This window comes from Halomonas dongshanensis (genome assembly GCF_024790395.1).
GTDB lineage: Bacteria > Pseudomonadota > Gammaproteobacteria > Pseudomonadales > Halomonadaceae > Vreelandella > Vreelandella dongshanensis.
This window is the reverse complement of record NZ_JAJISC010000004.1, coordinates 1-14,474: the sequence shown is the minus strand read 5'-3', so window position 1 is coordinate 14,474 and position 14,474 is coordinate 1. Positions and strand designations below refer to the sequence as shown.

Below are 14,474 nucleotides of genomic sequence, written 5' to 3'. Positions count from 1 at the left end.
CCTTTCGTGTTTCTGGCTCAAACGTTCGATCAGGCGTCGATGCGCTTGTACTTCATGCGTTTGGGCGTATCGTTGCCAACCCGTTTTTTGTGATCCTCTTCGTATTCGGTGTAGTTACCGGCGAAGAACACCACTTCCGAGTCGCCTTCGAAGGCCAGGATATGGGTCGCGATACGGTCGAGGAACCAGCGGTCGTGAGAGATCACCATGGCGCAGCCGGGGAAAGCGAGCAGGGCCTCTTCCAGCGCGCGCAGGGTTTCGATGTCCAGATCGTTCGAAGGCTCGTCGAGCAGCAGTACGTTGGCACCCTGCTTGAGCGTTTGTGCCAGCTGTAAGCGCCCGCGTTCACCGCCCGAAAGCTCATCGAGACGCTTCTGCTGATCGTTGCCCTTGAAGTTGAAGCGGCCCACATAGGCGCGCGACGAGACTTCGAAGCCGTTGATGTTGAGAATGTCCTGACCGCCGGAGACGGCTTCCCAAACGGTTTGTTTGTCGTCTAGTGCGTCGCGCAGCTGTTCGACGTAGGCGATATCGACGGTTTCGCCGATGACGACCTCACCGGCATCCGGCTGCTCTTTGCCCGTGACCAGCTTGAACAGGGTCGATTTACCCGCGCCATTACCACCAACGATGCCGACGATGGCGCCGGGGGGAACGGTGAAGGTGAGATCCTGATAGAGCAACTTGTCATCGAAGCGCTTGGTAACGCCGTTGAATTCGATGACCTTGTCGCCCAGGCGCGGCCCCGGCGGAATGTAGATCTCGTTGGTTTCGTTGCGCTTTTGGAAGTCGCCGGACTGCATCTCTTCGAAGCGGTTCAGGCGCGCCTTGCTCTTGGCTTGGCGGCCCTTGGCGTTCGAGCGCACCCACTCAAGCTCCTGCTTGATGGCTTTTTGACGCGAAGCCTCCTGCTTGGCTTCCTGGGCCAGGCGCTGCTCTTTCTGCTCCAACCATTGCGAGTAGTTGCCTTCGAAGGGAATACCGTGGCCACGGTCGAGCTCGAGAATCCAGCCGGCGACGTTATCGAGGAAGTAGCGGTCGTGGGTGATCGCGACAACGGTGCCGTTGTAGTCATGGAGGAAGCGTTCGAGCCAAGCCACCGATTCGGCGTCCAGGTGGTTGGTCGGCTCGTCGAGCAGCAGCATGTCGGGGCTCGAAAGCAGCAGGCGGCAGAGCGCCACGCGGCGCCGCTCACCGCCGGAGAGGTTGCCTACGCGCGCATCCCAGGGAGGCAAACGTAGCGCTTCGGCGGCGACTTCGAGTTTACGCTCGAGATTATGAGCGTCGGCGGCTTCGATGATGTTTTCCAGTCGCGCCTGCTCGGTGGCAAGAGCGTCGAAGTCGGCATCGGGCTCGGCGTAGGCGGCGTAGACGGCTTCGAGCTTCGTCTGAGCCTCTTTGATGGCGCCTAGCGCCTCTTCGACGGTTTCGCGGACGTTCTTGTCGTCATCGAGCTCGGGCTCCTGGGGCAGGTAGCCTACATTGATGCCGGGCATGGGACGAGCTTCACCCTCAAACTCCGTGTCGACCCCTGCCATGATACGTAGCAGAGTAGACTTACCGGCACCGTTGAGTCCCAGTACGCCAATCTTGGCGCCGGGGAAGAACGACAGCGAAATGTCTTTGAGAATTTGTTTCTTGGGCGGCACGACCTTGCCGACCCGATTCATGGTGAAAACGTATTGCGCCATGGAAATCCGTCAGGTTGATGAGAAAAGCGGTAGGCGGACGACGTACACCGCCGCGACCGGTGACTCCCCCGATGATAGTGGCGAGCGCATAGAAAGGCTAGAAAGATAGAGGCTAGAAAGATAAGGGCTAGAAAGATAGAGGCTAGATAGACAAAGGTGGCGAGAGAAGAATGCTAAAAGGGGAAGCCCAGGCGGTAATTGCCTGGGCAAAGGAGGTTTACTCCTCTTCGTCCCAGTCGCCGTCGATGGCGCGCTGAAGGCGCCGCTCTTCCAGCCAGTCCTCTACTTGACGCCGGGCGCGTAGGGAATCGGCTTTGCTCGAACGCGTACGGCTGTAGTGATCGTCGTTGACGGCATCGAGACTCTCAAACTCTTCTGTCTCGACGGCATCGCCTGGGTAGGTTTCACGATTCAAGGGGTTACGGCTCATGCGAGGCCCTCCAACCCAAGCCGGCAGGCCGGCGTCACAGTGGCTCCACCATCGCGTTCGGTGAAGCGCCTGGCGCGTTTTTGCGCCTAGCCGCTATATAGCGCTACTGAGGTTGAAGTTCAAGCCCTGAACATGAAAAATTGTCGTGAGAACGTTGGCGCTATTGGGCGTCGGCGTATTCGGCTTTCAGTGCAGTCAGCTGTAGTTGGGCTTCGATGCGGGCGGTAACATCTTTTTGTACGCCGATGAAGTACATCAGATTTTCCTCTTCATCGAAAACCGGCGTCATCGATAGCTCGTTCCAGAACATGCTGCCGTCCTTGCGGTAGTTACGCAGCACTTCGCGGCAGGGCCGCAGGTTTTTCAGCGCATCGCGAATAACGTCGAGGGCTTCCTGGTCGCGGTCGTCGTTTTGTAGAAAGCGGCAGTCGCGGTAGAGAATTTCATCGGCGCTGTAGCCGGTCAGGCGCTCAAAGCCCTTATTGACATAAATCAGAATGTTCTCGTCGCCTTCCTGTTCGGCGACGACGATGCCGTCTTCGGAGGCGTCGATGATACGCTCGAGCAGCTCCGGGTTGATCAAAGGTGAACGTTTCATCGATGGATAATCCTGTAGCAGCTCAAATTCGCTCCGTCTCTCGGCGGCTAGCGCATATTACTCAGGGTAAAGCTTTCCAGCGCGCGACTCGACGGGAAGAAATGCAGCGGCAAAAGCATCGCTGCGTAAACTCAATGATGGTCAGCAAAGCGCAACTTTGCAATATTGAACGTTTTTTAAACGCTACTCTACCTGCGGTAGAGCCTGTGTACTAAAAAAAGCACCCAAGGCCGTGGCTGCCAGCACCAGTAGTAGTAAAGCACTACCTAGCACGTGTGCTAGCGCACCAATCAACGCCCCCACGATCAGCATCAAAATGCCTGTCATGGTGTTCGAGAGCGCGACATAAAGTGCGCGGTTGTCCTGATCGGACATGTCGAGCAGATAAGTTTTACGCCCCAGGCGAACGCCATTATGAATGATCACCAACAATGAATAGATTATCGCGTAGGGCCAAATGGTGGTGGTCCAACTGCCCGGAAGCCAAGCAACTACCGCGGCGAGGGCACAGCAGAGGAGTGTGCCAAGTGCAGCGTCGCGCATTACGTTACGGCTGGAGCGGTCAGCACGCTTGCCCCAAATAGGGCTTGCAACCATACCTGCAAGCCCTGACACCACGATCATGATCCCTAGTCCGCTCAGGTCGCTGCCACTCTGCTCTTGGCCAAGCAGGGCGATATAGGGCAGGGCAAGGGCACTCGACAGCAGCAAAGCGCGCGAAAGATTGAAATGCAGGAAGGTGCGGTCTTCACGGAAAAGTTTTACCCCTAGCTTCAAGCTATCCCATACGCTCTTGCCACCTTCGGTGGCGCCTGGCGTCTCCTCTAGTCGTGCAGCACCCAGAGCGTTGAGCACCCAGCCAAGCGCGGCCACGCCGAGTAGTGCTGCAAGCACCGTCTCGCTTGGGCGATCATCGAACAGCACCAGCACGCCCCCAGCGGCAAGGGTGGCGGCACCGGCCACGCTGCCGCTCCAGCCCATGAGCGTGCCGCGCTTACGCTTGGCGATGGTCTTGCCCATGACATCCTTGGTGGCAATGGAGGAGAGACCTCGGGCAAGCGACAGCACGATGAGGACCAGTAGCACCAACGAGCCACCCAGCGTGCCTTCGCCGCTGAGTGCGAGCAGTGCCAGCAGCAGTGCACATACGGCTTGAATCGCGGCGCCTGCGACCCATACCCACTTGCGTTGAGACAGCGGGCGAATGAAGCCAGCGACGAAGACCTGGGGCAAGAGCGACCCCGACTCGCGAATGGGCACCAGTAACCCGACCATCCAAATGGGCGCCCCAATGATGCCCATGAGCCAGGGCAGCACTAGGCGTGCGCTAGAGAGCTCGTCGGCGAGTTTATTACCCAGCGCCGCCCAGAGATGGCGTATGAAGTTGCGTGGCTGAGCGTTGCAGGCGCTTTCAGGAATATCGTCGCAGAGGCGGCTATCGTCGTCGCCCGTCATCCATTCGTACAGACGCGACTGTGAGCTTTGGGTGCTGGCCATTGGGGTTCCTTGGCGGTAGCGGGGGTGAATGACACCCTGTAACGTTATGATGCCGATAGAATAGATGACAGGCTAACGATTGCGCACATAGCGTTTATGCAACACGGCGTTGTCGATACGGCTATCGATACGCTGCCAAGGCTTACTGAGGATTTCTCCATGGCTCACATCAAAATACGTTACTGCACCCAGTGCCAATGGCTGTTACGCACCGGATGGTACGCCCAGGAGCTGCTGTCGACCTTTGGTGAGGATCTTACCGAGGTCGCGCTGGCGCCCTCCCACGGCGGCACCTTCGAGATCTGGTTCGAACAGACGCTGATCTGGGAGCGCAAGCGTGATGGCGGCTTCCCTGATGTCAAAACGCTCAAGCAGCGTGTTCGTGACTTGCTCGACCCCGAGCGTGACCTAGGGCATCTGGATCGATGAATATGGATCGTCAAGCTATCGGCTTTGGTCTTGCTGCGGTTGCGCTGTGGTCCACCGTGGCTACCGCCTTCAAGGTGGCGCTTACGTGGATGAGCCCACTGGAGCTGATGTGGGTCGCAGCGCTGGTGTCGTGGGCGCTGATGGGGGGTATCGTGATCTATCGCCAGCAGTTAGGCCACGCCTTACGCAGCGGCTGGCGCACGGCGCTTTGGGCGGGGCTGATGAACCCTGTCGCTTACTATTTGGCACTATTTGCCGCCTACGATCGCCTGCCGGGACAAGAGGCGATGGCGCTGAATTACACCTGGGCATTGGTCATGGCCTTTCTCGCCGTGCCCATTTTGGGCCAGCGGCTAACGCGGCGCGATATCGTTTCGGGCATCATCGCCTACGCTGGCGTATGGGTGATTGCCACGCGGGGAAGCGTATTCGACGTTAATTTTGCTGACCTTACGGGTGTACTGCTGGCGCTGGCTTCTACGCTTCTTTGGGCGCTGTATTGGTTGTTCAATACGCGCGATGCGCGCGAGCCGCTCGTGGGGCAATGGCAAAACTTCAGCGTCGGCCTGCCCGTCTTAACGCTATTGCTCTATATCGGCCCAGGCTTTCAGTGGCACGGCTGGCAGGCGTTGGGGGCGGGCGTCTATGTGGGGCTTTTCGAGATGGGTATTGCGTTTATTTTTTGGCAACTCGCCATGCAACGGGTCTCGCGTACCGCCAAGGTCTCCAACTTGATCTTTTTGTCGCCGCCAGTATCGCTCATGCTGCTCTTTTTGGTCGTGGGAGAGCCGATTCGCTTCTCCACCCTAATGGGGTTGGCGCTCATTCTCTCTGGTTTGATGCTCCAGCAGCGGCAAAAATTAAGTTAATGGGAACGATGGTAAAGGCTGATATTGGGACTATCTTGTTGAAGCAAAAAGCGAATTTAATTATGTGATTAAAGCGCTAACGTTTGGCAGGCTTGTTTACAAAATTAATTGTAACTTTTTGTTGCTTATAGTTTATCATCTCCCAAAATGCACTATCGATGCTGCCTTAGGGTGCCGTATCGAGCGAACTAGGCGCATATGTATAGTGATCTTCACTGGTCTCACGGTGGGCACGAGGCGCCTTCAAGCCTTTTTCGCAGTACGTACAGGAACTACATAAATGAAACGATCAGCCCGCGCTGCACGCACCTTGCCGTTATGGACGAAGGCGTTCAAACCGCTCACCCTGACCACGCTCTCTTGCCTGCCGTTGCCGCTACTGGCGCAAACGTTACCGGCTAGCCTTTATGCCCCCGGCAGCACCGATATTACGCAAACCATTCAGCAAACGCTGGTGAGCAATCCCGAGATCAATACGGCCTGGGCTAACTTTCGCGCCGCGGGCAGTGACCGCGATGCTGCCTGGGGAGGCTATCTGCCGAGCATCGATGTCTCGGCAGGGGCGGGAATGGCTGATCGTGAAGGTGATGGCCGTGGTAGCTATAGCAGTGATTTCGCCGAGCTGACCCTGACTCAGATGGTGTTCGATGGTTTTGCCACGAAAAACGACGTCGAGCGTTTGGATCGTGCGCGCATGATCGCCTACTTCGAGCTGCTCAGTGCCAGTGAGGAAATTTCGCTAGAAGCGTATCGCGCCTACCTCGACGTTCAGCGCTATCGCGAGCTGGTGCGCCTGGCTCAAGATAACTTCCGTGAACACCAGCGTGTGTATGGCCAAATCGAGGAGCGCGCGCGCTCCGGCGCCGGACGCGGGGTCGATCTCGAGCAAATCAGCGGCCGCTTGGCTCTGGCTGAGTCCAACCTACTGTCCGAGGCGTCCAATCTACATGACGTCACGGCGCGCTATCAACGCATCGTTGGTCAACTGCCACCGCAGACGATGAGCCCGGCGCCAGCGCTTGGCAGCCAACTGCCAGCGGATGTTGATAGCGCCGTTCGGATGGCCTTTGAAGGCAATCCCGATTTCCACGCCGCGATTCAGAATATCGCCGTACAGCGGGCCGAACAGGGCGCTGCCCGCGCTGCCTTTATGCCGCGCGTGGATATCCAGGGCCGTACCGGTACTAATAACCAAAATGATGGCGTAGCGGAGCGGCGTGATGAGCACAGCATTCAGCTGGTCGCCAGCATGAATCTCTATCGCGGTGGCAGTGATCGTGCAGCCTTCGACGCGGCAACGACGCGTATCGAAGCCGCCGAGAATCAGCGCGAGACGGCTTGTACTAACGTGCGCCAAACTACCCAGATCGCTTATAACGATACCCAACGCCTGCGCGAGCAGTTGAACTATCTCAATCAGCACCGCCTATCGATCGACCGCGTACGCGGCGCCTATCAGCAGCAGTTCGATATCGGTCAGCGCACCCTGCTGGACGTACTCGACAGCGAAAACGAATACTTCGAGGCAAGCCGTGCCTTCGCCAACGCCCAGTTCGACCTGAATCTGGCTGAAGCCTCGACGCTGGCGGCCATGGGGCAACTCATGCAGTCACTCGAAGTGGCGCGTGACGACATTCCCACCCTGGCCTCGCTCGGCTACGAGGACATGCAGCTCGACCCCAGCATGCTATGCCCAGCCGAGGGCCCGAGCGGTTTCACGTTGGATGACTTCGTCACCGACGTGCGCTATCCACGCGGCTCTTAGGCTGTAGTAGTACCGTCTCCGCTAAGTGGATACGGTAACGACATGACGAAGATGCGGTTATCGAGGTGGCTGTGGCAGAGAGCAAGTTGACGATAGGCAAGGGGCGAAGTGAGCGCGCGCAGGGCGATGATCTGCTCGAATGCTTGAAAGCGATCGCCACTTACCATCAACACGAGGTATCGAGCGAGTCGCTGGTGGCGGGGCTTCCGCTTGAAGACGGCAAGCTGATTCCCTCGGTGTTCAACCGTGCGGCAGGGCGCGCTGGGCTCTCTGCACGTATCGTCAAAACGCGCCTTTCGGGGTTAAATCCCTCACTGCTACCGGCGGTGCTGCTGCTCGAACCTGGGCGGGCCTGCGTGCTGCTGGCGATGGATGTCCGCCAGCAGAAAGCCCGCGTGCTGTTTCCCGAGCTTGCCGATGCCGAGGTCGAGATCTCACTCGATGAGCTCAATGCGGGCTACAGCGGCGAGGCCATCTACGTGCGGCCCAAATTCCGCACCGATGCCACCAGCGCCTATACATCGAGTGCCAAGTCTCGCAAGCACTGGTTCTGGGGCGTGATTCGTGAGAGCCGTCGACTTTACCGCGATGTCATTTTGGGCTCGGTGGCCATCAACCTCTTTGCACTGGCCATGCCGCTGTTCGTGCTCAACGTCTATGATCGCGTAGTGCCCAACCAAGCCACCGAAACGCTTTGGGTCATGGCGCTGGGTGTGTTCATCGTTCTCTGCTTCGATCTGGCCCTTCGCCTGATGCGCAGTGGCTTCGTCGATCTCGCCGGTAGCCGTGCCGACGTCAAGCTCTCCTCGTCGATCATGGCAAGAGCGCTAGGCATGCGCTTGGAAGATCGCCCGGCGTCGACGGGCTCGTTCACCTCGACGCTCCAGTCGTTCGAATCGGTGCGTGCCTTCATTGGCTCGGCGACCGTGCTGGGTATCGTCGATCTGCCGTTCGCGCTGATGTTTGCCGCTATCATTGCCTTGATCAATCCTTGGCTCGTACTCCCGGTGCTAATCGGCATCGTTTTCGTGCTCCTTTACGCCCTAGCGGCTCAGGGCAAGCTGCACGAGCTATCGCAGACGACGTGGGAAGTCGGCGCGCAGCGCACATCGCTGCTGGTGGAGTCGATGTCGCAGTTGGAAAACGTCAAAGCACTTCGTGCGGAAAGCCGTATTCAGCGGCATTGGGAAAAAGCCACGGCGTTTCTGTCGCGCACCAATGCGCAGCTGCGCTTGGTCGGTACCTCGGTATCGAGCGTGGCCCAGTGGGCGCAAAACATCGTCGCCATCTGTGTCATCTTGGTCGGTGTCTATCAGATCATCGAAGGCAACCTGACGCAGGGCGGTTTGATTGCGGCCTATATGCTATCCTCGCGGGCCATGGCGCCCATCAGCCAGGCCGCAGCGCTTCTGGCACAGTACCATCAATCGTCCACGGCGCTCGAATCGCTCAATAAGGTGATGGAGAAGCGCCCCGAGCGCCAAGAGGGCAAGGTCTACGTCGAAAAGCCCCACGTAGCCGGTGGTTTACGCCTGGAAAAAGTTACCCTGCGCTACCCGCAGGAGGAGCGCGACGCACTGCGCGATATCTCGCTCTCAATCCAGCCTGGGGAAAAGGTCGCCCTGCTTGGGCGCATCGGCTGTGGTAAGTCATCGCTAAACAAGCTGCTCATGGGGTTTTATCAGCCCAGCGCCGGGGCCGTACTGGTCGATGGCGTCGATATTCGCCAGATCGATCCGCTCCAGCTGCGCCGTCATATTGGCTACGTGGCCCAGGAAGTGAGCCTGTTTGCTGGCTCGCTGCGCGATAACATCGTGGCAGGAGGCGGCAGCGATCGGGTCGATGATGAGCAGTTACTGCGCGCACTCGAGATCGCCGGTTTGACCTCCCTGGTCAACGGCCATCCCAGCGGTATCGATTTACAAGTGGGCGAGCGGGGACAGGCGCTTTCCGGTGGTCAGCGCCAAGCGGTGGCGATTGCCCGCGCGCTGGTACACGACCCGGCGATTTTGCTCCTCGATGAGCCGACGAGTGCCATGGACAACGCCAGCGAAGAGGCCTTCAAGGCCCATCTCACCCGCGTGGCGCAGGGTAAAACGGTAGTGGTCGTGACCCACCGCACATCGCTACTGTCGCTGGTCGATCGCATCGTGGTCATGGACGCCGGTAAAGTCGTTGCCGACGGCCCGCGCGATACCGTGGTCGAGGCGCTGCGCAATGGCCAGATCGGGAGGGCTTCCTAATGGCGAAAAAGGATACCTCTGCCGAGCAAAAAGGCTTCGAGGCGATCGGTCGCTTTTCCGAATCGGGACAAAAGCCGTTTCGGCCCTTCATCGACCGGCTATTCGCCAAGCGGGTGTCGGCGGCGCACTTGAGCCGCGACTGGTCCAGCGATACCGACTGGGCGCGTATGCAGCAAGAGCCGATTCGGGCGCGTGCGTTTCTCTATACGGTCGTTTTGGCTTTCGCGCTGCTCATCGTTTGGGCCTGTTTTGCACCCATCGATGAAGTCACGCGCGGTATTGGTCGTGTCATCCCCGCAAGTCAGCTGCAGCGGGTGCAGTCCTTTGACGGCGGTGTGATCGAAGAGGTCATGGTGCGCGAAGGGCAGGTAGTGGAAGCAGGTGAGCTGCTCATGCGTATCGACCCGACGCGTTTCGTCTCGGACTTTCGTGAGAACCGGGCTCAGCGTTACGCCCTGGAAGCCCGTGCCGAGCGCCTGCGGGCGCTGGCGACGGGCACGGAGTTCAATCCTAGCGAAGAGCTGCGCCAGGAAGTGCCCGATATCGTTATCCAAGAGCGCGAGGCGTTTGAAAGCCGCCGTGAAGAGTTACGCGTTCAAGAAAATGTACTTGAGGATCGTATTCGCCAGCGCGAACAGGAGCTGCGCGAAGCCGTTGCTCGGCGCGATACTGCTTCTCGCGAGGCGAGCATGGCGAGCCAAGAGCTTGCGCTTACGCGTCCGCTGCTGAGTTCCGGCGCGGTGTCCGAAGTGGAAGTGCTGCGCTTGCAGCGTGAGGTCTCCCGCGCAACGGGCGAACGCAGCCAAGCCGAGGCCTCGGTGGCGCGTCTTCAAGCCGCTCTAGAAGAAGCACAAACACAGCTACGCGAGGTGGGCGCCGAACGCCGCAGCGAGTGGCGTAACGATCTGGCACAAGCCTATGGCGATCTCAATGCGCTGCAGCAGTCCGGTACCGGCCTTCAGGATCGCGTGCGCCTGACCGAGATTCGCTCACCCGTGGCCGGGGTGGTGCAGCGCATTCACATCAACACCATTGGCGGCGTTGCTCAGCCCGGACAGGAGGTCATTGATATCGTGCCCAGCGATGAGCAACTGCTGGTCGAGGCGCGCATCGCCCCTCAAGACATCGCTTTCCTTCGCCCGGGGCAGCACGCCACGATCAAACTCACCGCCTACGACTACGCCATCTATGGCGGCTTGCAGGCGGAGCTCGAGCTCATCAGTGCCGACACCATCACCGATGACAACGACAATACCTTCTATCTTGTGCGGGTCAGAAGCCTGCCGACGGAGGACGCTACCAACGCTCTTCAGGTCATCCCTGGGATGACCGCACAGGTTGATATTATTACCGGCAAGCGTACGGTCATGCAGTTTTTGCTGAAACCTGTCTTGCGTGCATGGCGTAATTCGATGGGGGAACGATAAATGGCAAATTGGTTTGTGACCGTGGATGGTGAGCTAAAATCGCGCTGGACCCAGGCGTTTGCGGATGCCCGCGTGCTTCCGCGTGACGCCTTCGATACGCTGGCGTCCAAGACCGATCTCGTGTGGGTGAGTACGGCCGTCGAGGATTGGTTAGGTGTTGTGCGAGCGCTGGCAGATCGCGGTATGGGCGTCATCGCGCTGAGCTATCAGCCCCATGATCGTGAAGCGCTCGCCGCGCTGGATTCAGGCGCGCGTGGTTATGTACATACGCTTGCGGCAGCGCCAGTGCTCACCCAAGTGGCCGTGGTGGTATCCCATCGCGGCGTATGGGTGGGCGAAGAGCTAATGGCAAAGGTCATCGGCGGTTCGTTCACCGCACTCACTCAGCATCTTGGTGCTTTACAGGTAGAAGAGAGTGCGCAGTTAGCGCCTCTCACGCAGCGCGAGCGGCTGGTTGCGCTGGCGGTGGCGCGCGGTGCCACCAATAAAGAAGTCGCCCGTGAGCTTGAAATCACCGAGCGCACGGTGAAGGCGCACTTAAGCGCTATTTTCAAAAAGCTGGCCGTGCGCGATCGCCTCCAGCTCATCCTCAAACTCGCCCCCACCGTCTAGCACCCTGCGTCTGTTCTCTCGACGTTGATTGCCCCCTCTAGCCCCGGACGCATTGCGTGCTGGGGCTTGTCTCTTCTTATTCGCCGCTTGCTGTCCTTCGGTACAATACCGATGGCTTGCGTGCCCACTTACTATGGCGGTAATAGCCGCATTCTCCTTTTTCGGTGCGCGGCAACCTTATCGATTCTTCGGAGCGTTTCAGCATGGCGACGGCAACCATCATTTCGATCTCTGGACAGGCATGGGCACGCGACGCACAGGGCAACCTGCGTGAGCTCAAGGTAGGCGATGTCCTGCAAGAGGGCGAAACGCTCATCACCTCCGATAATGGTCGCGTCGAACTCGACTTCTCCGATGGCGCTGGCCCCAACGTCGTCGAAGGCGGCCAACAGGTCGTTATCTCGCCAGAGCTCGATAGCGACGCGATTGTGGCCACCGAAGATGCCAGCGTACTTGATGAAGATCTCGAAGCCCTGCTTGCCGCCCTAGAAGACGACGATGTCGACCTGCTCGACGTTCTTGATGCCACCGCCGCCGGCCTCGGTGCCGGAGGCGGCGGCGGTGACGGCCACAGCTTCGTCCGCGTCGCCCGCATCGCCGAGCAGGTCGACCCCCTGCGCTTCGACACCGAAGGCACCGCCACCGACACCCCCGATTTCTTCACCTTCGCCGCCGCCCCAACCGCCGCCGCCCTCGATCCAATCGATGATACGGATGCTGACGCTGACGCTGACGCCGACGCAGATGCCGACGCGGATGCAGATGCCGATTCAGACGCTGATGCGGATGCCGATGCAGATGCTGATTCCGACGCCGATGCCGACGCGGATGCCGATGCCGATGCAGACGCTGATGCGGACGCAGACGCAGACGCAGATGCAGATGCAGATGCAGATGCAGATGCTGATGCAGATGCAGATGCAGATGCCGATGCCGATGCCGATGCCGATGCGGACGCAGATGCAGATGCAGATGCCGACGCGGATGCTGATGCTGATTCCGATGCGGACGCTGATGCGGATGCGGATTCCGATGCAGATGCAGATGCGGACGCAGATGCCGATGCCGATTCAGACGCTGATGCAGATGCAGATGCGGATGCCGATTCAGACGCTGATGCGGATGCGGATGCGGATGCGGATGCGGATGCCGATGCAGACGCTGATGCGGACGCGGACGCGGACGCGGACGCGGATGCAGATGCCGATGCTGACGCCGATGCTGACGCCGATGCAGATGCAGATGCCGATGCTGACGCCGATGCAGATGCAGATGCCGATGCCGACGCCGACGCCGACGCCGACGCGGACGCCGACGCAGATGCAGATGCCGATTCAGACGCTGATGCGGATGCCGACGCCGACGCCGACGCGGATGCAGATGCCGATGCTGACGCTGATGCGGACGCCGATGCAGATGCGGACGCGGATGCAGATGCAGATGCAGATGCAGATGCAGATGCAGATGCAGATGCAGATGCCGATGCCGATGCAGACGCTGATGCGGACGCGGATGCAGATGCCGATGCTGACGCCGATGCAGATGCCGATGCTGACGCCGATGCCGATGCTGACGCCGATGCTGACGCCGATGCAGATGCCGACGCCGACGCGGACGCCGACGCAGATGCAGATGCCGATTCAGACGCTGATGCGGACGCCGACGCCGACGCCGACGCCGATGCAGATGCCGATGCTGACGCTGATGCTGATGCGGATGCCGACGCCGATGCCGATGCCGATGCGGACGCAGATGCAGATGCAGATGCCGACGCGGATGCTGATGCTGATGCTGATTCCGATGCGGACGCTGATGCGGATGCGGATTCCGATGCAGATGCAGATGCGGACGCGGATGCCGATGCAGATGCAGATGCAGATGCAGATGCAGATGCCGATGCCGATGCAGACGCTGATGCGGACGCGGATGCAGATGCCGATGCTGACGCCGATGCAGATGCCGATGCTGACGCCGATGCAGATGCCGATGCCGACGCGGACGCCGACGCAGATGCAGATGCCGATTCAGACGCTGATGCGGACGCCGACGCCGACGCCGATGCAGATGCCGATGCCGATGCCGATGCTGACGCTGATGCGGATGCCGACGCCGATGCAGATGCAGATGCGGACGCGGATGCCGATGCAGACGCAGATGCCGATGCCGATGCCGATGCCGATGCCGATGCCGATTCAGACGCTGATGCAGATGCAGATGCGGATGCCGATTCAGACGCTGATGCTGATGCGGATGCGGATGCGGATGCGGATGCCGATGCCGATGCAGACGCTGATGCTGATGCGGATGCAGATGCAGATGCAGATGCCGATTCAGACGCTGATGCGGATGCAGATGCTGACGCCGATTCAGATAAACCTACTGCCAGTATTACTATCAATCCTATTGCTGGTGACGATGTAGTTAATCGTGCGGAAGCTAGTGAGACTATCAGCGTGACCGGCACTGTTGGTGGCGACGCGAAAGTGGGTGATAGCGTGACCCTGACCGTAGGGAGCAATACCTATGATGGCGAGGTTGTAGCTGATAATAATGGCAATCTTTCCTACGCTATTGATATTCCAGGGTCGGTACTTGCTCAGAACGTAAATATCATCGCCGAGGTTGTCGGTAGGGATGCTTTTAACAACGCATATACCGGCCAAGCTAGCCGAGATTATAGTGTTGACACCCAAGCGCCGAGCGTCTCCGTCACGCTGGAAGCGGCGTCCGGCGACATCTACAGCGCCGAGGAGATCGAAAACGGTGTCACCGCCACCGTCACCCTGGGTGACGGCACCCAAGTGGGTGACACCCTGGTGGTGGTCGATGGCAAAGGCAACGAGCTGGTCAACCGCCCGGTCACCCAGGCCGATCTGGACAACGGGGTCAGCGTGACGGTCACCGACCTGGAGA

General features: G+C 59.4%; 11 protein-coding genes. 7 read left to right on the top strand and 4 right to left on the bottom strand.

Annotation, left to right across the window (positions count from 1 at the left end; genetic code table 11):
* Nucleotides 1-29: 29 nt before the first annotated feature.
* The 4 genes from ettA to LLY24_RS09105 all read right to left on the bottom strand — a co-directional run bounded on the left by ettA (nucleotide 30) and on the right by LLY24_RS09105 (nucleotide 4,216).
* Nucleotides 30-1,691 (bottom strand): energy-dependent translational throttle protein EttA, encoded by a 1,662-nt coding sequence (ettA, locus tag LLY24_RS09120; RefSeq protein WP_259035986.1) that lies wholly within the window; start codon nucleotides 1,689-1,691, stop codon nucleotides 30-32.
* 217 nt (nucleotides 1,692-1,908) lie between these two features.
* Nucleotides 1,909-2,121, bottom strand: coding sequence for a PA3496 family putative envelope integrity protein (locus LLY24_RS09115; protein WP_259035985.1), 213 nt, complete (start codon nucleotides 2,119-2,121; stop codon nucleotides 1,909-1,911).
* Nucleotides 2,122-2,281: 160 nt separating this feature from the next.
* Nucleotides 2,282-2,719, bottom strand: a complete 438-nt coding sequence (locus tag LLY24_RS09110; protein WP_259035984.1) for a PAS domain-containing protein — start codon at nucleotides 2,717-2,719, stop codon at nucleotides 2,282-2,284.
* 183 nt (nucleotides 2,720-2,902) lie between these two features.
* Complete coding sequence (locus LLY24_RS09105; RefSeq protein ID WP_259035983.1) at nucleotides 2,903-4,216, bottom strand: MFS transporter; 1,314 nt, start codon at nucleotides 4,214-4,216, stop codon at nucleotides 2,903-2,905.
* A gap of 159 nt (nucleotides 4,217-4,375) precedes the next feature.
* On the opposite strand from LLY24_RS09105, the gene LLY24_RS09100 reads away from it, so the two are divergent.
* The 7 genes from LLY24_RS09100 to LLY24_RS09070 form a co-directional block, all read left to right on the top strand.
* A complete protein-coding gene (locus LLY24_RS09100) occupies nucleotides 4,376-4,645 on the top strand; it encodes an Rdx family protein (RefSeq protein WP_259035982.1) in 270 nt (89 codons plus the stop codon).
* The gene (locus LLY24_RS09095; protein ID WP_259035981.1) at nucleotides 4,642-5,514 is read left to right on the top strand and encodes a DMT family transporter; all 873 of its coding nucleotides are present in this window, start codon (nucleotides 4,642-4,644) and stop codon (nucleotides 5,512-5,514) included. Before LLY24_RS09100 ends, LLY24_RS09095 begins: the two co-directional genes overlap by 4 nt.
* A gap of 280 nt (nucleotides 5,515-5,794) precedes the next feature.
* Nucleotides 5,795-7,279 (top strand): TolC family outer membrane protein, encoded by a 1,485-nt coding sequence (locus LLY24_RS09090; protein WP_259035980.1) that lies wholly within the window; start codon nucleotides 5,795-5,797, stop codon nucleotides 7,277-7,279.
* Between the two features lie 71 nt (nucleotides 7,280-7,350).
* Nucleotides 7,351-9,522, top strand: a complete 2,172-nt coding sequence (locus tag LLY24_RS09085) for a type I secretion system permease/ATPase (RefSeq protein WP_259035979.1) — start codon at nucleotides 7,351-7,353, stop codon at nucleotides 9,520-9,522.
* Nucleotides 9,522-10,949, top strand: coding sequence for an HlyD family type I secretion periplasmic adaptor subunit (locus LLY24_RS09080; RefSeq protein WP_259035978.1), 1,428 nt, complete (start codon nucleotides 9,522-9,524; stop codon nucleotides 10,947-10,949). Before LLY24_RS09085 ends, LLY24_RS09080 begins: the two co-directional genes overlap by 1 nt.
* A complete protein-coding gene (locus LLY24_RS09075) occupies nucleotides 10,950-11,561 on the top strand; it encodes a helix-turn-helix transcriptional regulator (protein WP_259035977.1) in 612 nt (203 codons plus the stop codon).
* A 203-nt stretch (nucleotides 11,562-11,764) separates the two neighbouring features.
* Nucleotides 11,765-14,474: retention module-containing protein (locus LLY24_RS09070; RefSeq protein ID WP_259035976.1), on the top strand; the 2,710-nt coding region annotated here is incomplete at its 3' end.

Bases quoted from the DNA above. Each gene is read 5' to 3' on its own strand.
- LLY24_RS09105 (WP_259035983.1), bottom strand. From the start codon at position 4,216: ATGGCCAGCACCCAAAGCTCACAGTCGCGTCTGTACGAATGGATGACG.
- LLY24_RS09090 (WP_259035980.1), top strand. From the start codon at position 5,795: ATGAAACGATCAGCCCGCGCTGCACGCACCTTGCCGTTATGGACGAAG.
- LLY24_RS09095 (WP_259035981.1), top strand. From the start codon at position 4,642: ATGAATATGGATCGTCAAGCTATCGGCTTTGGTCTTGCTGCGGTTGCG.
- LLY24_RS09075 (WP_259035977.1), top strand. From the start codon at position 10,950: ATGGCAAATTGGTTTGTGACCGTGGATGGTGAGCTAAAATCGCGCTGG.
- LLY24_RS09100 (WP_259035982.1), top strand. From the start codon at position 4,376: ATGGCTCACATCAAAATACGTTACTGCACCCAGTGCCAATGGCTGTTA.
- ettA (WP_259035986.1), bottom strand. From the start codon at position 1,691: ATGGCGCAATACGTTTTCACCATGAATCGGGTCGGCAAGGTCGTGCCG.
- LLY24_RS09110 (WP_259035984.1), bottom strand. From the start codon at position 2,719: ATGAAACGTTCACCTTTGATCAACCCGGAGCTGCTCGAGCGTATCATC.
- LLY24_RS09115 (WP_259035985.1), bottom strand. From the start codon at position 2,121: ATGAGCCGTAACCCCTTGAATCGTGAAACCTACCCAGGCGATGCCGTC.
- LLY24_RS09080 (WP_259035978.1), top strand. From the start codon at position 9,522: ATGGCGAAAAAGGATACCTCTGCCGAGCAAAAAGGCTTCGAGGCGATC.